This window comes from Nitrospira sp. Kam-Ns4a (assembly GCF_965152595.1).
Window position 1 is genome coordinate 785,713 of record NZ_OZ224218.1, and the last position, 20,626, is coordinate 806,338.

The window sequence follows — 20,626 nt, forward strand, 5'->3', positions numbered from 1 at the left end:
GGATGACGGGCGGGAGACACCTTACGAAGGCGCGCCGCCTGCGGGAGCTGATCGCCCGCGGGCCCGTCGTCCTGCCCGGTGCGTTCAACGCGCTGACCGCGCTCCAGATCGAGCGCGCCGGCTTCGAGGCACTCTACGTCTCCGGCGCTGCGTTGGCCGCGTCCCGCGGGCTCCCGGACATCGGGCTGCTCTCGATGAGCGAAGTCGTCGCCGACGCCAGGACGATCGCGAACGCGGTCGCGCTCCCCGTCCTGGCCGACGCCGACACGGGTTACGGCGAGCCGCTCACCGTCATGCGGACGGTCCGGGAATTCGAGCGGGCGGGGCTCGCCGGCCTGCATCTCGAGGACCAGGAGCTGCCGAAGAAGTGCGGCCACCTCCCAGGCAAGCGGCTGGTGACACCGGACACCATGGCTGCCAAGATCGCCGCCGCCGTCCGCGCGCGGGAGGATCCGGACTTCTTGATCGTGGCCCGAACGGACGCGCGCGCCGTCGAGGGGCTCGAGGGCGCAGTGAGCCGGGCGCGCTGCTACGTCGAGGCGGGCGCCGACGCAGTCTTCCCTGAGGCCCTGGAGTCACAGGACGAGTTCCGGGGCTTTGCGGAGGCCCTCGCCCGGGACGGCGTGAAGGTCCCGCTCCTAGCCAACATGACGGAGTTCGGGAAGACGCCCTATCTGACCGTGGAGGAGTTCGCCGCGCTGGGCTACCGGCTCGTCCTCTTTCCGGTGACAGCGCTGCGGGCCGCGGCCAAGGCGGTTGAAGGTCTTTTGATCGAGCTCAAGCACCTCGGCACCCAACGCGAGTCGCTGGGCAAGCTGCAAACCCGGCAACAGCTCTACGACCTGCTGCGCTACGCGGACTACGAACGGGTGGATCGGGACCTGCACGAGCGACATGGCAGAGACACTGCCTGACAAGCTGGCCTATTCGCCGGGGCTGGAGGGGGTGATCGCAGGCGAGACCGCCCTCTGCTCGATTGACGAGGGCGCGGCGGGACTCCGCTATCGCGGGTACGCAATCGGCGACCTGGCGGAGCAGGCCTCCTTCCTCGAGGTCGCCTATCTGCTCCTGTTCGGCAAGCTGCCGACGCGCAAGGAGCTGGACGACTTTACCGGACAGGTCCGGCGCCATGCCGCGCTGCCCGGCCCGGTGGAGGCCTTCATCGGCGTCGTCCCGCCGGACGCCCACCCGATGGACCTCCTGCGGACCGGCGTCTCGCTCCTCGGAATGACCGACCCGGACGGGGCCGACGGCTCCCACGAGGCGAACCTCCGGAAATCGGTCCGCCTGCTGGCGCAGATCCCGCTGATCATCGCTGCGGCCTACCGCCTGGCCCACGGCAAGCGGCAGGTCCGGCCCAGGGAAGACCTGGGGTTCACCGAGAATCTGCTGTACCTGCTGACCGACCAGGCCCCGCAGGGCTCCGGCGACGACTTGGCCCGCGCGATGGCGCGAGTCCTCGATGTCTCGCTGATCCTCTACGCCGAGCACGAGTTCAACGCCTCGACCTTCGCGGCCCGGGTCGCCGCCTCCACCCTCACGGACCTGCACGGGGCCGTCACCGCCGCCATCGCAGCGCTCAAGGGGCCGCTCCACGGGGGCGCGAACGAGGCGGTCGCAGCCATGCTCCTGGAGATCAAGACCCGGGACCGGGCCGAGCGCTGGGTGCGGGACGCGCTGGCCCGGAAACAGCGGATCATGGGCTTCGGGCACCGGGTGCTCAAGACCGGCGACGCTCGGTCCGGCATCATCCAGCGGCATGCGGAGGCGCTCAGCCGCGCCTGCGGCGACACCCGCTGGTACGAGATCGCGACGATCGTGGAACGGGTCATGCGGGAGGAGAAGGGCCTCTATCCCAACCTGGACTTCTACACCGCGGTCACCTATCTCCTCATGGGCATCCCGCGCGAGCTCTACACCCCTGTCTTCGTCTGCTCCCGCATCACGGGCTGGTGCGCGCATATCATCGAGCAACAGGACCACAACCGGCTGATCCGGCCCCGGAGCCGCTACACCGGGCCGCCGCCCCAAGCCTTCGTCCGCATCGAGCACCGCTGATGACGGCCCTCTGGCAACCCTCCCCCGAAGTCGTCCGCCGGAGCCGACTCGCCCGTTTCATGCAGCGCCATCGGATCGCCGACTATCCCACGCTGTACGCCCGCTCGATCGCCGAGCCAGATTGGTTCTGGCCGGCGGCCCTGGAGGAGATGGGGATCGCCTGGACCCGTCCGTACACCCGGGTCCTGGACCTGAGCCGGGGGCTCCCCTGGGCGCGCTGGTTCGTGGACGGCGGCCTCAACCTCGTGCACAACTGCGTGGAGAAGCACCGGGCCGGGCTAGATGCCGCTCGCGCGGCGATCCGCTGGGAGGGGGAAGATGGAACGCAACGAATCCTCACCTACCGGGAGCTGGATGCGGCGGTGTCCCGCGCGGCGGCCATCCTCAGGCGTCTGGGCATCGGGCGGGGCGACCGCGTGGCGCTCTTTCTCCCTATGCTTCCCGAAACAGTCTTGCTCGCGCTGGCCTGCGCCAAGCTGGGGGCCGTCTTCATGCCGGTCTTCTCCGGCTACGGCGCAGAGGCCGTGGCGGCACGGGTGCAGGACTGCGAGGCCAAGCTGCTGGTCACCGCCGACGGCTGCTTCCGGCGCGGCAGTGTGGTGCTGATGAAGCCGGTCGCCGACGAGGCGGCCGCACGGTGCCCGACGGTCGAGCACCTGCTGGTCGTGCGACGAACCGGCTGTCCGGTGTCCTGGCAAGCTGGCCGCGATGTCTGGTGGCCCGGAGGCACGGAGGCCGAGGCGGATCTTCCGCCCACCGAGGACACGGAGGCCGACGAGCCCTTCATGATCCTTTACACGTCGGGCACGACCGGGCGCCCCAAGGGCACCGTGCACGTCCACAGCGGGTTCCCGATCAAGGCCACACATGACCTGGCCTTCCACTTCGACCTCCAGCCGGACGACACCCTGTTCTGGCTTACCGACATGGGCTGGATGATGGGCCCCTGGGAGATCCTCGGCGCCCTGACTCTGGGAGCGACCGTCCTGTTGTACGAGGGAGTACCCGACTGGCCGCATCCGGGCCGGCTTTGGGAACTCATCGAGCGGCACCGGGTGACCATCCTGGGCCTGGCGCCCACCGCCGTCCGGGCGCTTATGCGGCACGGAGAGGCGTCACTGCGGCGGGCTGACCTTAGCTCGCTTCGCGTCCTGGGGTCCACCGGCGAGCCGTGGACCCCGGAGGCCTATCGCTGGTTCTTCCACGAGGTCGGCGGCGGGCGCTGCCCGATCATCAACTACTCCGGTGGCACGGAGATCTCGGGCGGCATCCTGGGCGGCACGGTCCTGCAACCCGGCAAGCCCTGCGCCTTTACTGGTCCCTGTCTCGGGATGGCCGTGGAGATCTTCGACGCCGAGGGCCGGCCCGTCCGCGGGCAGGTCGGCGAGCTGGTCGTGACGAAGCCCTGGCCCGGCATGACACGGGGATTCTGGCGGGACCCGGAACGCTACCTTGAGACGTACTGGGCCCGGTGGCCTGGGGTCTGGGTACACGGCGACTGGGCCATGACCGATGCGGAAGGCTTCTGGTACATCCTCGGCCGTTCGGACGACACGATCAAGGTGGCCGGCAAGCGCCTCGGCCCGGCCGAAGTCGAGGCGGTCCTGACCGGCCATCCTGCGGTGAGCGAGGCCGCCGCGGTGGGCGTCCCGGACCCCGTGAAGGGCGAAGCGCTCGTCTGCCTAGTGGTACTCCGGCCCGGGTGGGCCCCCGGCGAAGCACTGGAGCGCGAGCTGACCGTCCGGGTCGCGGAGCAGTTGGGGAAAGCGCTCCGGCCGGCCGCCGTCCACGTCGTGCCCGAACTGCCCAAGACCCGGAACGCCAAGATCCTGCGTCGCGTCATCCGGACAGCCCTCCTGGGCCAAGACCCGGGGGATCTCTCCAGCCTGGAGAACCCGCAGGCCGTCGCGGTGATCCGCCAGCTCGGCTCGCACCCAACACTGGGCTAAGCCGTGATCGCGGGCGAGCCCAGGTGACGTCCATGCCCCAGCGCTTCACCGACAAAGACGAGGCCCGGCAGGCCGTCTGGGATCGCCTCCAGGCGGAGGGGTTGGCGCGGTTCCCCTTCCCGCCACACGGCCGGATTCCCAACTTCGCCGGGGCGCAGGAAGCGGCGCGGCGGCTGTACGAGCTGGAGCCCTGGCGGTCCGCGCAACGGATCAAGGTGAACCCCGACGCACCGCAACGGCACGTACGCGAAGAGGCGCTCCGCCGCGGGATCACCGTCTTCGTCCCGACGCCCCGGTTGCACGGCGGGTTCAAGAAGCTCGATCCGGCGAAGATCCCGGTTCAGAAAATTCCCGAGGCCGCGGCACTCACCAAGAGCGGCTGCTGGACGGAGGAGGTGCCCCTTGACGAGCTGCCGAGGCTGGATGCCATTGTCTGCGGATCCGTGGCCGTGACGCGGGATGGACGCCGGTGCGGAAAAGGTGAGGGCTACAGCGACCTCGAATACGCGATCCTGCGCGAGCTGGGACATCCGCCCGTGCCGGTCGCGACGACGGTCCACGACGTGCAGATCGTGGAGGCCTTGCCGTGGGATCCGACCGACTTGCCCCTCTCGGTTATCGTCACGCCGACGGAGACGATCCACGTGAAGCGGCCACCGCCGACCCCTGCCGGTGTCGCATGGGGCCGGCTGACCGCGGAGGACCTTGAGGCAATGCCGGTGCTCAAGGAATTGCACCGGTTGACGCGCGGGGAACGGGCTCCGGCAGGGAACCCACGCCTGCCGGTACCAGGCCGGCGGCCCAAAGCACGTGGCACGCGCCGCTGAGCCGTAGGCGCCCCCGCCTGCCCACACCCGGGAGGCGGCCGGCGGCGCCCGCGCAGGCCGACCGACCACTCCCGGCGCGCCGTGATCACATCTTCACGGGGACGTGGGACTTGATATACCTGATGATGGGCTCGACATCCGCCTGGGTGTAATAGTTCTTGGCGACTCCCGTCTCGAGCACGTTGATCGCCTCGCGCACGAACTGCTGCGCCAGGCTCTCATTCTTCTCGTCGTACGCCATCGCGGCCTGATTGAGCAGCTTCAACACGGAGGCTTGCGGCGTGCGAGGGTCGTTCAAGAACATCTCGCGGTAGTCCTGCTTGTAGAGCTCCTGCTCGATCTCCTTGACCCACGACGCGGCAAAGGAGTCGGTCCGCGAGATCCACCCGGCTGCGTGAGCCGTCGTAGGGGTCAGCACCGCCCAGCCAAGGAGCAGGGACAGGGCATACCCCGCAATAAGGACGCGTTTCAGCATACGTCTGTCCCTCCTTTCTTGGATCCAGAGTTGTTGTAAGCGTTGCGTCGAACCGACGCCAGGTCGCTGACGGCGGCTCCTCCGTGGCGGAGCCGCCGGGCCCGGCTCGTCGTACCGCGTACTGCAGTAATCCGGATTTCTCGGGAGTCAAGGCCCAGCCGCCGGGCCCTTGATCGTCGCGCCAGGGACATTATTCAACCTCTGGGAGCTGCCCGCCGCCGAGGCCCTCGGCTCGAGCCCTCCGGCCAAACCCTAACCCTTGGCTCCGTTTCCGCACTCCGACTCGCCGGACGCCCCGCGGCGGGCAGCACCTCCCTCAGGAGCAGACGTGCGGATGAGTAAGGAGGTGAGGGCGATGACGTGCCGGCGCTGCAACGGATTTATGGTCAGCGATCAGATCTTCGATCTGCGGGTGAGCCCGGACGGATGGCTCCATGTCTGGCGGTGCGTCAACTGCGGCGCGGTCGTCGAACAGGAGAAGCGCGCAGCGTCGGGCCAGGCGACACAGAACCAGCCGAGCTAGCCGCTCGGCCGACGGGCCCGGCGCAGCACTCAGGCCCGGAGAAGGACGAGAAGTTGGTACTGTGACAGGAGCAGGAGCCGGGCGTCCTCAGGCGCAGCATCGAGCCAGGCCAGCCGCATTGACCGCCAGGGATCGCCCGTTCGATAATGCGGCCGCGTCACGCGAAGGGGGACGCTCTGCGCTCGGCTCGTCAGCATCTCGACGACCTCATCGGGGTCTGGCGCGACACGCGCCTGATCGTGTTGGTCGCGCAGACCGCCGCCGTCTATGCGGCCGTCCTGATCCCTTTCAAGGTTGGCATCCCGCTGATCCCCGGCTTCGTCGAGCTGCGCCCCGCCAATGCCCTGCCGGTCGTCGCCTCCCTGCTCTTCGGCCCGGCCGCGGCCTGGGGCGCCGGGCTCGGCAACCTCATTGGGGATTGTTTCGGCACGTTGGGCCCGGCCAGCCTGTTCGGCTTTCTCGGCAACTTCCTGTACGGCTACGTCCCCTATCTGCTCTGGGGCCGCCTGGGCCCGCTCTCCTCCGGCCAAGAGCCCGAACCCCGCTCCTGGAGGCAGGTGCTGGAGTTCGCGCTGGTCTGCGTCGCCGCCTCCCTCGCCTGCGCCTTGCCGATCGCCTGGGGCGTGGAGCTGCTCGGCCTGGTCCCGTTTACGGTCCTGGCCGCTGCGATCTTTCTCAACAACGTCTTCATGTCGTGGCTCCTGGCGCCACCCCTGCTGTGCTTTCTGCACCAGCGCGTGAAGCGGTGGGGGCTCCGGTACGAGGATATTCGTGAAACGTTAGACGCGAGACGCGACGGGGCGGCGGTAAGAACGGGGCTGCAAGACACCGCGTCGGAGACGTCTCCTCCTGCCATTGTCGCCCTGCAGCACGTTTGCTTCACCTACGCGGGCTCGGCCCGGCCGGCGCTCCACGACCTGTCGCTCCGTCTGGACCGCGGGGAGTCAGTGGCGCTGATGGGCCGGAGCGGTGCGGGCAAGTCCACGCTCTGCTACACGCTCAACGGGCTCATCCCCCGCCTGCTCGGCGGCGAGTGGTCCGGCCGGGTCGTCGTGAGCGGGCACGACTCCCTCGCCCGTCCTGTCTGGCAGCAGGCCAGCACGGTCGGATTGGTCTTCCAGGACTTCCAGGCGCAGCTCGTCTCGACCAACGTCGAATCGGAGTTGGCGTTCCCGTTGGAGCAGGCCGCCGACGCGAGCCGGCCGCTCTCACGCGCCGCGATGCGGGATCGGATCGCGCGGATGCTCGCGCTGGTTGGCCTCGCGGGCCTGGAGCGGCGCAATCCGCTTTCGCTCTCCGGGGGCCAGCGCCAACGGCTGGTCATCGGCTCGATCCTGATCCGGGAGCCCGCGCTCGTCGCGCTCGACGAGCCGTTCACGGACCTAGACCCCGACGGGCGCCGGGCACTGACGGCGTTGCTCGCCCGGCTGAAGGCGTCGGGCACCGCGCTGCTCCTGGTGGAGCACGACCCGGAGGTGGCCGCGACAGTCGATCGAGTCTGCGTGCTCGACCAGGGTAAACTGATCTGGGAGGGACGGCCCCGGGACCTCTTCGGCCGCGGCGACCGTGCCGAGCTCCCGGCGCAGCTCGGCCTGCGGCCCCTGCCCTTGGCGCAAGCCTTTGCCCGGCTCGGGCTCTCCGATCTCCCGCTCACCGTCGAGGAAGCCTGGCAGCTTACCGACGACCACCGGCTGACCCTCGCCCCGCGGCCCGACCCGCCGGAGTCGCCGCCCGCCGCCGAGACGCCGGCGATCATCGAGGTCCAGGAGGTGTCCTATGGCTATGATCGCGGCGCCCCGGTCCTGACGGACGTCACCCTCACGATCCGGGCGGGCGAATTCGTCGCGCTTATCGGCCAGAACGGATCGGGAAAGAGCACGTTGGCCAAGCTCCTGAATGGTCTTCACCTGCCCGACCGCGGCCGGGTCCTCGTCGAAGGACTGGACACGCGCCGGCTCGGGGCCGGCCAGCTCGCCGCCCGTGTCGGCTACGTCTTCCAGGACCCCGACGACCAGATTTTCGCCGAGACGGTGGAGCACGAGGTGTCCTTCGGAGTCCGCAACCTAGGCCTTTCCCGGGAGGAGTGCGAGAAGCGCGTCACCACAGCGTTGCACGCGGTAGGACTGGACCGGCCGGAGGTCCGCCGGCTGGACCCGTTCTCCTTGACCAAGGGCGACCGCCAGCGAGTGGCGGTCGCCTCCGTGCTCGCAGCCCGGCCAGCGGTCCTAATCTTCGATGAGCCGACCACCGGCCTGGACGCCGAGGAGACCGACCGCATGATGCGGATGCTCCAACGGCTGAACCGGGCAGGGCATACCGTGCTCATGATCACGCACACGCTCTCCCTCGCCGCGGCCTACGCGCGGCGCTGCATCGTCCTGCGGGACGGGCGGATCGTCGCCGACGGCGCGACGCGCGCGATCTTCCGACACCTGGCCGGCCCGTCGGGCCAGGCCGCCGACCGGGCGGCCGAGCTGGGACTCGCGGTACCGCCGCTCACGCGATTCGCGGCGCGCTGGGGTTGCACACTCCTGACCGTGGAAGAAATCCAGGCCGCCTTGGTGAAACCGTCACGCGCGACCGGCAGCGCAACGCCATGACCCAGTATTTCCTCTACCTGGACCGGGGTACCTGGCTCCACCGGCTGGACGCACGGACGAAGATCCTGAGCGTCACGGGCCTCTTTGCGGTCGCCCTGCTCTTCTCCGACCCGCGGTACCTGGCCGCGGCTACCGGGGGCGCGCTGGCGCTCGTCGCGGCGGCCCGTGCCGGGGCCAACCTTCGCAAGCTGTGGCTGCTGTTCACGCTCCTGTTCCTGTACTGCCTGCTGCTCTGGCCCTTCTTCGTGACGGGGAAGACGCCGCTCGCCGAGCTGCGGACGCTCCGGCTGACTAAAGAGGCCGCCCTCTTCGGCCTGGGAATGGGGCTCCGCCTGGACCTGATGTTGATCGGCGGGCTCCTTCTGCTTTCGACGACGACGATCGAGGAGCTCACCCTGGGACTCGAGCGGCTGGGGTTGCCGGGCGTCGTGGGCTTCGCCCTGTCCCTGGCCTTCCGGTGGGTCCCCAGCCTGATCGGCTCGGCGGCGGCGATCGTCCAGGCCCAGCGGTCGCGCGGGCTGGATCTCGCCGCGGGAAGTGTGATGGCGCGCTTGCTCCGCTATCCGCCCCTGCTCGTCCCGCTGATCGGGCATACGCTCCGGCACACCCGGTTGCTGGCCATGGCGCTGGAGGCCAAGGGCTTCGGGCCCGGCGGGCGGCGGCAGACGCTCCTGGAGCTGCGCCTGCGCGGGACGGATTACACCGCCCTCGCCCTGACCGGCGCCGTGGTGCTGCTCAGCCTCTGGCTTCGGCTGAGCGGCTATGGCATTGTAGAGGTCGCCTTCTGACCGACGGAGACCAAGATGGACAACAAGGACGCAGCAGACACCGGCCATTCGGCTCCAACGACGAGGCAGCCCGAGGACAGGGCCCGCTCGCACCGCCCCGGGCTCAACCGCCGCGCCTTCCTGGCTGGCGCCGCCACGCTCGCGGGACTGACCGTCGCGCAGCTCGTGGTCCCGCGCGCTCGGGCCGACGAGCCGCCGGTCCCCGAGGACCCGACGCGCGTCCCCGGCTCGCTTCCCACCGAATACGGACGCCGGGCCCGGTTCGAGCGGGCCCAGCGGCTCACAAGCTTCAGCCACTCGCTCACGCCGCTGGAGGCCCTTGACGGAATCGTGACCCCGTCCGGCCTGCACTTCGAACGGCACCACAACGGCGTCCCGCTCATTGATCCCGCCCGGCACCGGCTGCTGGTCCACGGGCTCGTGGCGCGGCCGCTCATCTTCACGATGGACGACCTGCGGCGCTTCCCCTCGGTGTCCCGGCTCGCCTTCATCGAATGCTCGGGCAACAGCGCGAGCGAATGGGGCGAGCCGGGCGCCCGCACGGTGCAGCAGTCCCACGGGCTCATGAGCACCAGCGAATGGACCGGGGTACCCCTGGCCGTGCTCCTGCGCGAGGTCGGCGTCAAGCCCGAGGCGACCTGGATGCTGGCAGAAGGTGCGGACGCCGCCGCGATGACCCGGAGCATCCCCCTGGCCCCGATCCTGGACGAAGCGCTGCTCTGCTACGCGCAGAACGGCGAGGCGCTCCGCCCGGAGCAAGGCTATCCCCTGCGGCTGCTCCTACCCGGGTGGGAAGGGAACGCCTGCATCAAGTGGCTGCGCCGGTTGAAGCTGGGCACCGCCCCCTGGATGACGCGGGAGGAGACCTCGCACTACACGGACCTGATGCCAGACGGCACGGCCCGGCAGTTCACGTTTGTGATGGAGGCCAAGTCCGTGATCACGAGCCCCTCCGGCGGCCAGCGCCTGTCCAAGGGGTTCGTCGAGATCCGAGGCCTGGCCTGGAGCGGCCGCGGCCGCATCGCCTCGGTGGAGGTCAGCACGGACGGCGGGCGCACCTGGCAGCCAGCGGCGCTGCAGGAGCCGGTCCTCCCCAAATGCCACACACGCTTCCGGTTGCCCTGGCGCTGGCACGGCCAGGAGGCGATCCTACAGTCCCGGTGCACCGACGAGACGGGCTACGTGCAGCCGACACGCGCGGCGTTGCTCGCGGTGCGCGGCCAGCACTCGATCTATCACTTCAACGGCATCCACTCTTGGAGGGTCGCCCGCGATGGGACGGTGGAGAACATCCACGTGTAGGTCACCGCTGACAGGGCTTGCCGGGCTGGCGCTGCTGGCCCTGTGGGAATGGACCGCCGCGGCGCCGCCGGAGGCCCAGCCCCCGCTCGGGCTGGGCCGGCCGGCGACCGGCGCGGAGGTCCGGGCCTGGGACATTGACATCGCGCCGACGGGCGAGGGCCTGCCGCCGGGGCGCGGGACGGTCCACGCGGGCGCACGGATCTTCGCGGCGCGCTGCGCCGCCTGCCACGGCCCCACGGGAACCGAGGGCCCGCGGGACCGCCTCGTTGGCGGGCAGGGCACCCTGGCCTCCGAAGCGCCGCTCAAGACCATCGGGAGCTACTGGCCCTACGCGACGACCCTGTTCGACTACATCCGCCGCGCGATGCCCTACAATGCCCCACAGTCGCTGACGCCCGACGAGGTCTATGCGCTCGTCGCCTGGATCCTCCACCGCAACGGCATCATCCCCGAGGACGCCGTCATGGATCCCACAACGCTCCCCGCCGTCCGCATGCCCAACCGGGACGGCTTCGTCCCGGACCCGAGACCGGATGTCCATCCCCGCTAGCAGGACTTCCGATCGCGGGCGCGGCAGTTGCCTTGCATGACGGTACTGGAGTACAGTGCGGGCCACCCTGCTGCCTCTCCTCCATGAAGAGCGACATGGATCGGCGCGAGACTCCACGGACTGCGGTCGAGCTGACCGTGCTCTTTGCCACGCCGGAGGGCCGTGGCATTGGCTTGAAAACCGGCAAGCTGTTCAACCTGTCGGTCAGCGGCTGCGCCATGTCGAGCGCTACCCCGCTGGGGCTCGGCACCGACCTCGCCCTCTTCATCAAGCTGCCGAACGAGGTCAACACGATCAAGGTGGACCACGCCGCGGTGCGGTGGGTGCGCGAGGGCGACACCGGGCTGGCGTTCGGCCTGGAGTTTGTCCGCCACCGTCATGAGGAGCGGCAGCGGCTCCTGGACCTCGTGGCCCGGGCAGGCGGGTGAAACAGCCATGGCGCCAGCGGCCTTGCGCATCGCCTTGCTCCACCTCGCGCCGCGGCCCGGCGACCTTGCGCACAACCGGCGGCTCATCGAGCGGGCGATCACCACAGCGGCCCGGCTGAAGGCGGTCTGGATCGTGACGCACGAGCTCTGCGTCTCCGGGTACGCCTTTGCCGATCAGATCAGGACGGACTGGATCCTGCCGCAACCCGATCCGTGGATGGCGGTGGTCGCCCGGCTGGCCGCCCGGTTGCGGGTTACCCTGTTCCTCTCTCATCCGGAGCGGGATCCGCGCTCCCAGAAGCTGTACAACAGCCTGTTCGTGATCGGGCCGACCGGCGCCATCGCCGGCAGGCATCGGAAAATCAACGCGCTGCGCGCCGCGTCGGAGGCCTGGTCCACTCCCGGCGACCGAGTCGCGCCCATCTTCGTGAATCCCGTCGGCTGGATCGGGCTCCTGATCTGCGCGGATGCCCATTCGCCGGGGATCTGTCGAAGTCTCCAAGCCCAGGGCGCGCAGATGCTGATCTCGGCGGCCGCCTGGGCGCCAGGGCTGCACGGCCCGAACGGCCAATGGGAACGCTGCACGCGGGACACCGGAGCCCCGCTCCTGGTCTGCAACCGGACGGGGCCGGACCGGACCCTCACCTTCACCGCCGCCGAGAGCGTGGTGGCCAAGGACGGGACTAGGCTCCTGTCCCTGCGGTCCGACCGCTCGGCGATCTTTACCGTGGACTGGAATCTCCAGGCCGGCACCCTGGCGACAACAGACTACCAGCAGATCCTGCTGTAGCACACCTCCTCGCCGCTTGCCCGACCCAATCCCTCCAAAGTGCCGGGAAGCACGGCAGCCGTCGTGGTGCGAGGCACACGTGGGATCTGTCCGTGCACATGCCATTCACTAACACGAAGGAGTGATGCTGGAACGGCCAGAGCTCGGGCCAGGGTGAGCGTAGGAGCCACCCGGGACACGCTAAGCGCCCCGTGGCCGGCGAACCGATACGGGATCCCCGACGGGCCGGCGTCGCCTCTCTTACTCGATGGGGATGCGAGCCTTGTTGCGCGCCAGCCACTGCTCGAACGTCTGAAGCGAGGGGTTAAGACTGCGGGCGACCGCGGGGTCGCGCGCCCCGCAGAAAATCTCATTGAAGTCGCGCTTGAACTGGAACATGTTGCCGAGGTCCTCGGCGCCAGGAAACCCGAAGCTGCGGTACACCTCCGGGGGCACGGCGTTGTAGCGCACCGTCCGCCCTAACGCCCGGCTGAGCTTGGCGGCCATCTCCGCCCCTGTCAGATGCTCGCCGGCGACGCCGACGATCCTGCCGATCAGCTCGCGCCCCTTCTTGAAGATGCCGAGGGCACACCGGCCGATGTCTTCAACCGCGATCCCCGGCAGTTTCTTGTCGTCCATGGGCAGCGTGATCGCGAGCGTGCCGTCCGGGCCCTTCTTCGGCCCCATACCGAAATGAATGAAGTTCTCCCAGTAGAACGACGTGAGCAGGAACGTCGTTGGCACGCCGAGGTCGGTGAACAGGCGGTCGGCCTCCCCCTTGGCGTCGAAGTGCGGGACCTTGTACTTGCCCATGAGCGTCGGCATCCGCTCGTCTGAGAGCGGGACCCAGCGGCGCGTATCCTCCAGCGTGGACCAGACGACGTGCTGGAGGCCGGCCTCCTTCGCCGCCCGCGCCATGTTGTTGGCCTGAGCAAATTCCTTCTCCGGCGAGCAATGCTCCCAAAAGTTGGTCAGGCAGAAGGTGCCATAGGCCCCCGCAAAGGCTCGCGTGAGACTGGCGGCATCGTCCAGATCGGCAACGACCACCTCCGCGCCGAGCCTGGCCAGCTCCCGCGCCTTGTCCGAGTTCACGTTGCGCGTGAGCGCCCGCGCAACGAAGCCGCTCACCTTGTCCTCCAAGATGGCGCGCACCAGACCGCCGCCCTGCATCCCGGTCGCGCCCACCACCGCGATGACCTGCTTGTCCGCCATGGCGTGTCCCTCCCCTGGTCCCCACAGACCTTCGGCCCGCGTCTCGCTCGACCACTGTAGCCACGGCCGAGGCACGGCCGCAAGGGGAAAACCCTCCAACCGGTGGAGGAATGCGGCCGCACGGGAGCACGGCGCGGCGTCGCAGCGCGTGCCCCCGCTTGCCCCGCCGAGGCTGACGAGCTGTGCCCTGCGGGACAGGTTGGGCTTGAGCCTTCAACTCCGCCGTGATCCTGGGTGCAGGCGCGAACGCCGCCGAGAAATCCGGCCACCCTGCAGCGGCCTCGGCTCGATCGCGATCAAGGCTTGTCTACATCTTGAAGGTGATGCGTGACAGAAGGCTCCCCATTGGGGTAGGCTGAAGCCGGAACCCCCGGGGTGACAGCCATGACGGACCGAAAATACCGCCAGCAGGGGTATCGGGAATCCGAACGTGCGGGACAGGGAAGACCCGAGGGCCCGTCGGCCCCGAGGAAGCCGGCGATGGTTCCCAGTCGAACCGTCTCCCGCTGCGCAGACTGCGGGACGCTCCTCCCGCCGATGACCGATGGGTCCGGCCAGTGTCCCAAGTGTCGCGCAGAGCTACACGCCTGCCAGCAGTGCACTCACTTCGCGCCGGGCCAACGGTTCGAGTGCACCCAGCCGGTCCCGGAGCGTATCCCCGACAAGCGCGCGCGCAACGCATGCACGTTCTTCGCGCTGCGCGTCACCGTGGAGCGCGTAGCCTCCTCGGCATCGGGGTCCCCCCAAGACCCTCGGCGCGCCTTCCACGATCTGTTCAAGAAATAGCTGCCGAGATGGAGTGGCCGCCGTTCGTCAGGCACGGTTAAGCGTTGATTTTGTCAGGCAAGCTGATGAGGGGGATACTGACGCGCGCTTTCCCGATTTTTCCTCCAGCCACTACCGGTCCATCAGCTCAAGTACGGCGGGCTTCAAGAACGTTTCACCGCACTGACTACAGACCTCGGCCCTGGCCCCAGAGAAGGCCTGCTCGATTTCGCCGATGGTAATCTGGTCCGCATCACGTTCCTGTTCCGCGTGCAGAGTGAGTCGGTATCGGCGCGCTTTGATGAGCGCACGCAATCGCTCAAGCACGTGCCGAGATTATTGAAACGCGTCAGGAAGTGCAACCATCAGCAGCCTCACGCCGCTTTATGGCGGCCCGGCCCTTCCCACATCTTCAACCGCAATGATCCCATGCCCATGAACCCTGGGACCAGCCAGATTGACAAGATCCTGGACGAATTGACAGTCGCCTCAACCGGGAGGCCGCCATGGCGATCTCACCAAAGACATCGTTCCGCTCTCCAAAGCCCGCGCCGCCCTCACGGAGATGTGCGACGGAGTGGCCACGAAGGGTCAGGAGGAAATCATCACGAAGAACGGCGAAAGCTGCGTCGCCTTGATCGACGCGAAACGACTCGACCACCACCATCGCTTGGAGCGGGAACACATCCATCTCACCCTTCTGGAGGAAACCGTTCGCGGCCGCGACGACCTAAAGGCCGGCAAGACCCTGACGCTGGCCCGGCTGAAATCGAGCATGGCCGGTAACAGGAACCCTAGCCCGCGCCCGGAGCAAGGGCACGGCACGCGTCCGCTCCCCTCCCCTCACTCCTGCCTCGTCAGCCGCGGCAGTGTTTGAGGAGGCTCGACATGCGGGCCTGGTCATGTCCCCGATGGTATATCCTCGACCCAGAGGAGCCGCCGCCCCTGTTCCTCCTTCGTCACGGCCGAGTAAAACTTTCGGTCCGCGGTCACCAGGCTGCCGTCCAGGGCTTCTGCCAGGGCAAGGTAGAGGCAATCGTAGAGGCTGCGTCGAGTTTGAAGCGCGAGCGCGTAGGCCGGGCGCAAGAGTCGCTCATCGGCGTGGCGCTGAAGCGGCAGATGGCGGAGCTCCTTCAGGATGTAGTCGCCTTCTTCACGGGCGAGCTCGCCCCGGCGGATTTTTTTGACCAGCACATTCCCGATTTCCAGCCAAAAGAAGGCCGGCACCGACAACCGAAGACCCGGCTGACGCAGTCGCTGGGCGGCCTCAGAGAATCGCTCAGGAATGAACCATTTGATCGCGACGCTCGCATCGACCACGAACCGGATCACCGGTCACGATCCTCACGGATCAGTTCGGCGCTGTCGGTGAACCGGCGACCGGGCGCCTTCAGCCGCTTCTGAAAGCGTTCAATCCGCTTCCAGGCTGCCTCATAGTCCGGTGCGGCCTCTTCGAGAATCGCCTTGACCTCGGACTGCAAGGAGCGGCCATGCTCCTTGGCCCTGCGCTTCAACCGCTCCACCACCTTGTCGTCAAGCTGCCGAACCAGAACTTGGGCCATGCCGCACCCTCCCGCCTGAGTTGATAGCAAAATGCTATCATCAGCCGGAGCTGGCGTCAACCTGTCGCGCAGGAAAGCCGCCGGGCACGCAGGGGTATTCTGCGGCCCGACGCGTTCTCATTCTCCCTACTCCCGTTGCTTCTGGAACAGCGCCGTGATGGTCCGTGCGGTGGAAACGGCCCGGGGCCAGATCTTGAATTTGATAAGTTGGGCCTGCTTCCTGTCTATCGCTCCTCGTTGGCCGCGTAACGCCAGAAGTCTCCTGGAGCGATGATGTCAACGGTTTTGTACCGCTTGAGCGCCAGTACCTCTTTGTCTCCGGTGACCAGACAGCGGCAGCCGCCCGCCAAGGCAGTGCCCACAATCTTGTCGTCGTCAGGACCCGAACAAGCAGGGCTATCGAGTGGCTGAGGAGTGACCAGGACGAGTTGTGGTCGCAGGAGGGCGACGACTTCGTTCGCTTCCTGCCGGCTGTAGCCGAATTTTCTGGTCAGGACTCGGTGGAGTTCCTCGAAGAGGAAGGATGAAGCCACAAGCTCGTGCTCATCACGCACGCCTCCAGGATCTCATGGCACGTGCCGTGGGCGATCAAGGCGGCTACCAGGACGTTGGTGTCGAGCACCACCCTCATGAAACGTGCTCGAACACATCCTCGTCCTTAATACTCCCCTGGGCTTCCGCTTTCACCCGAAGCCGTGCCCTGAGCCGCCGGAAGTTGCGCACGAAGAGAAAGTCCCGCCCCGACCGCATCCTTCGCCAGCCGCACTTCCTACTCCCGCTGCTTTTGGAACAGAGCCAGAACCGTCTGGATCGTGTCGGCTTCGCCGACGGGCTTGTCGGGCCGGTAGCGTTTCACGCGCGCGAAGCGCAATGCCAGCCCAGCGGGGTAGCGGGGCGATTCCTGGATCTCGCTGAACGCGATCTCGGCCACCAACTCGGGCCGCACATAGACCGTATTGGCGTCCCGCTCCAGCTCCAGCGACAGGAGCTTGTCGGTCTGCCATTTGAGCATCTCGTCCGTCAGCCCCTTGAAGGTCTTCCCCAGCATGACGAACTGCCCGCTCTCGGGATCGCGCGCGCCCAGATGCAGGTTGGAGAGCCACCCTTCCCGCCGGCCGTTGCCCCACTCCGCGGCCAGAATGACGAGATCGAGCGTTTTCGCCGCCTTGAGCTTAAGCCAGTGGGAGCCGCGCTGGCCGGCCACGTAGGGGACGTCGAGCGCCTTGGCCATGAGGCCCTCGTGGCCCGCCTCGAAGGCGCGCGCGAGGAACCGCTCCGCCTCGCCGGGATCGCGCGTCACGATCCGCGGCATGACGGAAGCCGCGGGAAGCGTCCCAGTCAGTCGCTCCACCCGCTCCCGGTACGGCCGCGCGAGCAACGGCCCTTCGCCTTCGAGGTAGAGACAGTCGAAAAAGAAGGACGTTAGGGGGATCTCCCGCCGGACCGCCTCCACGTCTTTGGTCCGGCCCAGCCGGCGCATCGTCACCTGGAAGGGCTGGGGCCTCCCGTCCGCCCGGAGCGCGATGGCCTCCCCTTCCAGGATCAGCTCGCGCGCGGGCAGGCTGCGTGCCCAGTCCACCACTTCCGGCAGACGTTCCGTGACGTCCTGAAGCTGCCTGGTGAAAATCCTGATCTGGTCGCCCGCCCGGTGGAGCTGGATGCGCGCCCCGTCCAGCTTGAACTCGAAGGCCGCCTCACCGAGCCGCTCCAGCGCCTCTCCGACGTCCTCTGCGCTGTTCGCCAACATCGGCGCGATCGGCGTCAGGAGCCGCGGGGCGAACCGAGCCAGGCCGGCCGCCCCCTCCAGCAATGCTACCCGGGCGACTTCGCCCAGATTCCCCGAGAACATCATCGCCTGGCGCACATCCGATGCGGGGAGGCCAGCGGCCTTGGCGATCGCGTCGAGCAGCAGCCCTTCGAGCGCGCCCTGCCGCACCTCTCCGATCAGCAACTGGACGAGAAAGCGGCGCTCTTCGGCGTCGGCCCGCGCGAGGAGGCGCCGCAACGCATCGACCCGCCGCTCTTGCGACCCGGAGCCCTGGTCCGCAACGATCCGCTCAAACGTCTCGTCCAGCTCCGCGAGCGTCAGCGGGTCCCCGTCCGCCCGCCCGTCGGGCATGGCCGCCTCGATCAGCCGCCACCCGACGCCGATCTTTCCCTGACGGAGCACCCCGGTGAGATAGAGGGCAGCCAGCTCCATCTCCCGACCCTCGGCCTGCCCTGAGCCAGGCCGAAGGGTCCGCCGGAGCCCCTCCGCCAATAGGGCCGTCTTTTCCGTCTTCTTGGTTGCCGCCCGGACCCGGGCGACCAGCTTAACGAGCTCCGCCAGCCGCATGGCCGTATTATACGCAGCGGCACCCACCGCAGGGTGGCGAACTGGAGGCGCTTAACCGGGCCGTTGGATTCGTTTATACGCATACCAACCGGTCGGTATCTTACGGCGGCATGCGCTATCCCCAGAAGGATTCTCCCGCGAAAGAGAAACTGCTCGCGGCAGCCGAGCGGCTCATGCTGGCCAAGGGGGTTCGTCGCCACCACCGTGGACGAGATCTGCGAGACGGCGGGCTTGACCAAAGGCAGCTTCTTCCACTACTTCGCGAGCAAGGAAGATCTAGCCAGGGTGGCGCTGGATCGGTTTGTCCAGGGCAAGGCGAAGCTCTTCCAGCAAGGACCTTTGTAAAAGAGCGCGATCCGCTGCGGCGCGTCTACGGCTATCTGGACTTCATGATTCAGATGTCGCAACCTCCGAACCTTTCTGCGGCTGCCTGTTGGGGAGCTTCGCGCAGGAGCTGTCAGACAGCTACCCGAAGATCCGGTCACAGTGCGCCGCCCATTTCGCCCAATGGACGGCGACGTTCAAGCGGGACCTCGATGCAGCAAAAGCGAAGTATGTGCCCCGCGCTGCCTTTGACACGCAGAGCCTGGCGGAGCACTTCATCGCCGTGTTCGAGGGGGCCTTGATCCTCGCCAAGGCGAAGCAGGACCGGCAACCGGTTGAGGTGCATCTCCGGCATTTCAGGCGGTACGTGCAAAGCCTGTTCGAGGGCGCCCGCGCACGGAGGCCACGGCGGCACAGTAGGCTGCTACGGGACGAACCAGAAGGGGGAAGCGATGGCATCACCGGTCAAGCCCATTCCCACAGGCTATCAGGCTATCACCCCGATGTTGACGGTTCGGGAGGTGAAGAAAGCCTTCAACCGGGCCATCTCGGCCGGCGCCGTGGTGCTGGCCGGTAGCCGACATGTTCTGGGGCAATCGCTGCGGGCAAGTGCTCGATCCGCTCTTGACGGCACGACCCGTCGTCCGACGAGGAACCCGTTCACCCCTGCCCCCAGACCGGCCACGGGCCCCGTGCTCGTCATGATCGGCACCCGCAAAGGGGCGTTTCTCCTGCAGTCCGATCGGGCCCGCCAAATCTGGAAACTCTCAGAGCCGATCTTCCTCGGCCATATCGTCCACCACCTGGTCCTTGACCCGCGGGATGGGCGCACGATGCTGATGGCCGCCCGCACCGGTCACCTGGGCCCGACCGTGTTTCGCTCGACCGATCTCGGGAGGACCTGGAAGGAAGCCAGGAAGCTGCCGGCGTTTCCCAAAGCCCCCGAGGGGCAACAGGGGCGGGTCGTGGACCACGTCTTCTGGTTGACGCCGGGCCACGCCAGCGAGCCGAACACCTGGTACGCAGGCACCTCCCCGCAGGGGCTCTTCCGGTCCGACGACGGCGGCGCCACCTGGGAGCCGTTTTCCTCCATCAACGACGATCCGCGATACCGCGAGTGGATGGGCACCGTGCAGGACGGGACGCCGGACGGGCCGAAGCTCCACTCCATCATCGTGGACCCGCGCGACCCCAGGCACCTGTACTTCGCGATGTCCGGCGGCGGCGTGCACGAGTCCGTGGACGGCGGGAAGACGTTCACGCCTCTTCTAGGGCTCGAGGTGGTCGAGGGGTTCGACCCGGCCGTCCCGACCTTCCACGACCCCCATTGTGTCCGCCTCTGTCCCGGCAACCCGGACCGGCTCTATCAGCAGAACCACTGCGGCATTTACCGGATTGACCGGCCGTCGAACCGATGGGTGCGCGTCGGGAAGGCCATGCCGAAGGCCGTCGGCGACATCGGGTTTCCCATGGTGGTCCACCCGCGCGACCCCGAGACCGTCTGGGTGTCCCCGATGGACGGCTCGACCGTGTGGCCGCGCGTGAGCCCCGGGGGGAAACCGGCGGCGTATGTCACCAGAAACGGCGGGAAGACCTGGATGAGACTAGACCAGGGCTTCCCCGGGTCGCAGGCCTGGTGGACGGTGAAGCGCCAGGCCATGACGGCGGATGCCCACGAGCCGGTCGGCCTCTATCTCGGCACGACCAGCGGCGAGGTGTGGGCGAGCCGCACCGCCGGCGCGAGCTGGACCTGCGTGGCGCGGCACCTGCCGGAAATCTATTCCGTGGAAGCAGCCAGCGTGACCCGATGACTGTCTTCATCCCGAGCTCGCTGCGCTCCTATACCGGACGGCGGAGCCACGTCGCGATTGAGGGCGCCACGCTCGCGGAGGCCCTGTCAGCGCTCGACCGGCAGTTCCCGGGCCTCCGCTTTCGCATCATCACGGAGCAGGACACGATTCGGGAGCATATCCGGATCTTCGTCAACGAGCGGCAGACCCAGGACCTGACGACACCGCTGCAGCCGACGGATCAAGTCCACATCGTCTGCGCGCTGAGCGGCGGCTAGCAGAATGAGGACGCCGATGAAAGCCGACGGCGTTAGGGATTTTGTTCTGGACCGATTGATGGGCGGGCTCCGCGGTATGACCTACCGAGCC

General features: G+C 68.0%; 22 protein-coding genes. 16 read left to right on the forward strand and 6 right to left on the reverse strand.

Going from position 1 to position 20,626, the window contains the following annotated elements; genetic code table 11:
- The first annotated feature begins 2 nt into the window (after window positions 1-2).
- From prpB to ACWHYQ_RS03925, 4 genes are read left to right on the forward strand one after another with little or no spacing between them, the layout of a single operon-like run.
- Complete coding sequence (gene prpB / locus ACWHYQ_RS03910; protein ID WP_447974438.1) at window positions 3-914, forward strand: methylisocitrate lyase; 912 nt, start codon at window positions 3-5, stop codon at window positions 912-914.
- Window positions 895-2,058 (forward strand): citrate/2-methylcitrate synthase, encoded by a 1,164-nt coding sequence (locus tag ACWHYQ_RS03915; protein ID WP_447974439.1) that lies wholly within the window; start codon window positions 895-897, stop codon window positions 2,056-2,058. Before prpB ends, ACWHYQ_RS03915 begins: the two co-directional genes overlap by 20 nt.
- The gene (locus ACWHYQ_RS03920) at window positions 2,058-4,007 is read left to right on the forward strand and encodes an AMP-binding protein (protein ID WP_447974440.1); all 1,950 of its coding nucleotides are present in this window, start codon (window positions 2,058-2,060) and stop codon (window positions 4,005-4,007) included. The genes ACWHYQ_RS03915 and ACWHYQ_RS03920 overlap by 1 nt, the downstream gene beginning before the upstream one ends.
- 32 nt (window positions 4,008-4,039) lie before the next feature.
- The gene (locus tag ACWHYQ_RS03925; RefSeq protein ID WP_447974441.1) at window positions 4,040-4,834 is read left to right on the forward strand and encodes a 5-formyltetrahydrofolate cyclo-ligase; all 795 of its coding nucleotides are present in this window, start codon (window positions 4,040-4,042) and stop codon (window positions 4,832-4,834) included.
- 85 nt (window positions 4,835-4,919) lie between these two features.
- Here ACWHYQ_RS03925 and ACWHYQ_RS03930 read toward each other — a convergent pair whose 3' ends face one another.
- Window positions 4,920-5,309, reverse strand: coding sequence for a hypothetical protein (locus ACWHYQ_RS03930; protein ID WP_447974442.1), 390 nt, complete (start codon window positions 5,307-5,309; stop codon window positions 4,920-4,922).
- A 355-nt stretch (window positions 5,310-5,664) separates the two neighbouring features.
- Between ACWHYQ_RS03930 and ACWHYQ_RS03935 the strand changes: the two genes are divergently transcribed.
- The 7 genes from ACWHYQ_RS03935 to ACWHYQ_RS03965 all read left to right on the forward strand — a co-directional run bounded on the left by ACWHYQ_RS03935 (window position 5,665) and on the right by ACWHYQ_RS03965 (window position 12,290).
- Window positions 5,665-5,832 carry a hypothetical protein gene (locus tag ACWHYQ_RS03935; protein WP_447974443.1) on the forward strand — a complete coding sequence of 56 codons (168 nt, stop codon included), beginning with the start codon at window positions 5,665-5,667 and terminating at the stop codon, window positions 5,830-5,832.
- 146 nt (window positions 5,833-5,978) lie between these two features.
- Window positions 5,979-8,432 carry an energy-coupling factor transporter ATPase gene (locus ACWHYQ_RS03940; RefSeq protein WP_447974444.1) on the forward strand — a complete coding sequence of 818 codons (2,454 nt, stop codon included), beginning with the start codon at window positions 5,979-5,981 and terminating at the stop codon, window positions 8,430-8,432.
- The gene (locus tag ACWHYQ_RS03945) at window positions 8,429-9,220 is read left to right on the forward strand and encodes an energy-coupling factor transporter transmembrane component T family protein (protein ID WP_447974445.1); all 792 of its coding nucleotides are present in this window, start codon (window positions 8,429-8,431) and stop codon (window positions 9,218-9,220) included. Before ACWHYQ_RS03940 ends, ACWHYQ_RS03945 begins: the two co-directional genes overlap by 4 nt.
- Before the next feature lie 15 nt (window positions 9,221-9,235).
- A complete protein-coding gene (gene soxC, locus ACWHYQ_RS03950) occupies window positions 9,236-10,522 on the forward strand; it encodes a sulfite dehydrogenase (protein WP_447974446.1) in 1,287 nt (428 codons plus the stop codon).
- Window positions 10,494-11,072 carry a c-type cytochrome gene (locus ACWHYQ_RS03955; RefSeq protein ID WP_447974447.1) on the forward strand — a complete coding sequence of 193 codons (579 nt, stop codon included), beginning with the start codon at window positions 10,494-10,496 and terminating at the stop codon, window positions 11,070-11,072. Before soxC ends, ACWHYQ_RS03955 begins: the two co-directional genes overlap by 29 nt.
- Before the next feature lie 95 nt (window positions 11,073-11,167).
- Window positions 11,168-11,500 carry a PilZ domain-containing protein gene (locus ACWHYQ_RS03960; RefSeq protein WP_447974448.1) on the forward strand — a complete coding sequence of 111 codons (333 nt, stop codon included), beginning with the start codon at window positions 11,168-11,170 and terminating at the stop codon, window positions 11,498-11,500.
- Between the two features lie 7 nt (window positions 11,501-11,507).
- The gene (locus tag ACWHYQ_RS03965) at window positions 11,508-12,290 is read left to right on the forward strand and encodes a carbon-nitrogen hydrolase family protein (protein ID WP_447974449.1); all 783 of its coding nucleotides are present in this window, start codon (window positions 11,508-11,510) and stop codon (window positions 12,288-12,290) included.
- A gap of 240 nt (window positions 12,291-12,530) precedes the next feature.
- Here ACWHYQ_RS03965 and ACWHYQ_RS03970 read toward each other — a convergent pair whose 3' ends face one another.
- Window positions 12,531-13,481 (reverse strand): NmrA/HSCARG family protein, encoded by a 951-nt coding sequence (locus ACWHYQ_RS03970; RefSeq protein ID WP_447974450.1) that lies wholly within the window; start codon window positions 13,479-13,481, stop codon window positions 12,531-12,533.
- Between the two features lie 1,342 nt (window positions 13,482-14,823).
- On the opposite strand from ACWHYQ_RS03970, the gene ACWHYQ_RS03975 reads away from it, so the two are divergent.
- A complete protein-coding gene (locus ACWHYQ_RS03975; RefSeq protein ID WP_447974451.1) occupies window positions 14,824-15,123 on the forward strand; it encodes a hypothetical protein in 300 nt (99 codons plus the stop codon).
- Between the two features lie 23 nt (window positions 15,124-15,146).
- Here ACWHYQ_RS03975 and ACWHYQ_RS03980 read toward each other — a convergent pair whose 3' ends face one another.
- From ACWHYQ_RS03980 to ACWHYQ_RS03995, 4 genes are all read right to left on the reverse strand, one after another.
- Window positions 15,147-15,578, reverse strand: coding sequence for a type II toxin-antitoxin system VapC family toxin (locus ACWHYQ_RS03980; RefSeq protein WP_447974452.1), 432 nt, complete (start codon window positions 15,576-15,578; stop codon window positions 15,147-15,149).
- Entirely contained in the window at window positions 15,575-15,808 is a 234-nt protein-coding gene (locus ACWHYQ_RS03985; protein WP_447974453.1) for a FitA-like ribbon-helix-helix domain-containing protein, read from the reverse strand. Before ACWHYQ_RS03985 ends, ACWHYQ_RS03980 begins: the two co-directional genes overlap by 4 nt.
- A 224-nt stretch (window positions 15,809-16,032) precedes the next feature.
- A complete protein-coding gene (locus ACWHYQ_RS03990) occupies window positions 16,033-16,341 on the reverse strand; it encodes a PIN domain-containing protein (RefSeq protein ID WP_447974454.1) in 309 nt (102 codons plus the stop codon).
- A gap of 236 nt (window positions 16,342-16,577) precedes the next feature.
- Window positions 16,578-18,143, reverse strand: a complete 1,566-nt coding sequence (locus tag ACWHYQ_RS03995) for an ATP-dependent DNA ligase (RefSeq protein ID WP_447974455.1) — start codon at window positions 18,141-18,143, stop codon at window positions 16,578-16,580.
- A gap of 33 nt (window positions 18,144-18,176) precedes the next feature.
- Between ACWHYQ_RS03995 and ACWHYQ_RS04000 the strand changes: the two genes are divergently transcribed.
- The 4 genes from ACWHYQ_RS04000 to ACWHYQ_RS04015 all read left to right on the forward strand — a co-directional run bounded on the left by ACWHYQ_RS04000 (window position 18,177) and on the right by ACWHYQ_RS04015 (window position 20,535).
- A complete protein-coding gene (locus ACWHYQ_RS04000) occupies window positions 18,177-18,488 on the forward strand; it encodes a TetR/AcrR family transcriptional regulator (protein WP_447974456.1) in 312 nt (103 codons plus the stop codon).
- On the forward strand, window positions 18,445-19,044 hold the full coding sequence (locus ACWHYQ_RS04005; protein ID WP_447974457.1) for a TetR family transcriptional regulator C-terminal domain-containing protein: 600 nt from the start codon (window positions 18,445-18,447) through the stop codon (window positions 19,042-19,044). Before ACWHYQ_RS04000 ends, ACWHYQ_RS04005 begins: the two co-directional genes overlap by 44 nt.
- 124 nt (window positions 19,045-19,168) lie before the next feature.
- On the forward strand, window positions 19,169-20,278 hold the full coding sequence (locus tag ACWHYQ_RS04010; protein ID WP_447975517.1) for a glycosyl hydrolase: 1,110 nt from the start codon (window positions 19,169-19,171) through the stop codon (window positions 20,276-20,278).
- Entirely contained in the window at window positions 20,275-20,535 is a 261-nt protein-coding gene (locus tag ACWHYQ_RS04015) for a MoaD/ThiS family protein (RefSeq protein WP_447974458.1), read from the forward strand. The genes ACWHYQ_RS04010 and ACWHYQ_RS04015 overlap by 4 nt, the downstream gene beginning before the upstream one ends.
- The last annotated feature ends 91 nt before the right edge of the window (window positions 20,536-20,626 follow it).